Raw genomic sequence first — 498 nt, 5'->3', positions numbered from 1 at the left:
CAGGTGTTTCCTGTTCGATGAGTTGGCTCAAACAGTTCATTACATGCTGTTTTGAGGGGTGCCCGCATCGCAGAGATTCCTCAACCGCTTGCTCAACCAGCTGTTCGTCGTGATGAAGTACCAAGGCCAATATCTCGACCATTTCTCGATCACCACCTTGTCGTCGAAGTAAATACTTTTGAATGGACTTGAAGCTGTCTGGCAAGGTCTCGAACGGTGCGCCGTTACGCAGTGCTCCTGGTTTGCGTTGAGCCACGGCTAGATAATGTCTCCATTCATACTTGGTGATACCTGCATCATGCTTGCGATTGAAGATACGTCTATGTCTTGCTATCTCCTTGCCTTCGGCAACGATAACGATTTCAGCTGCATAAACATGAAGACTCACATGCTGGTTAGCAAAGCTTGCCGGGACACTATAGCGGTTACGCTCGAACGTAATTAAGCATGTAGAAGAGACTCGCTTAGTCTCTTCTACATAGCCATCGAATGGCGCTG

Annotated in this window: 1 pseudogene; it reads right to left on the bottom strand. The window is 48.2% G+C overall.

The window, feature by feature from the left end:
• Window positions 1-498 (bottom strand): annotated as a pseudogene (locus tag A3763_RS28145) (IS21 family transposase); the annotation flags it as partial.

Source organism: Oleiphilus sp. HI0128 (genome assembly GCF_001635365.1).
The sequence above is the reverse complement of the archived record's forward strand: the minus strand, read 5'-3'. Positions and strand labels throughout refer to the sequence as shown.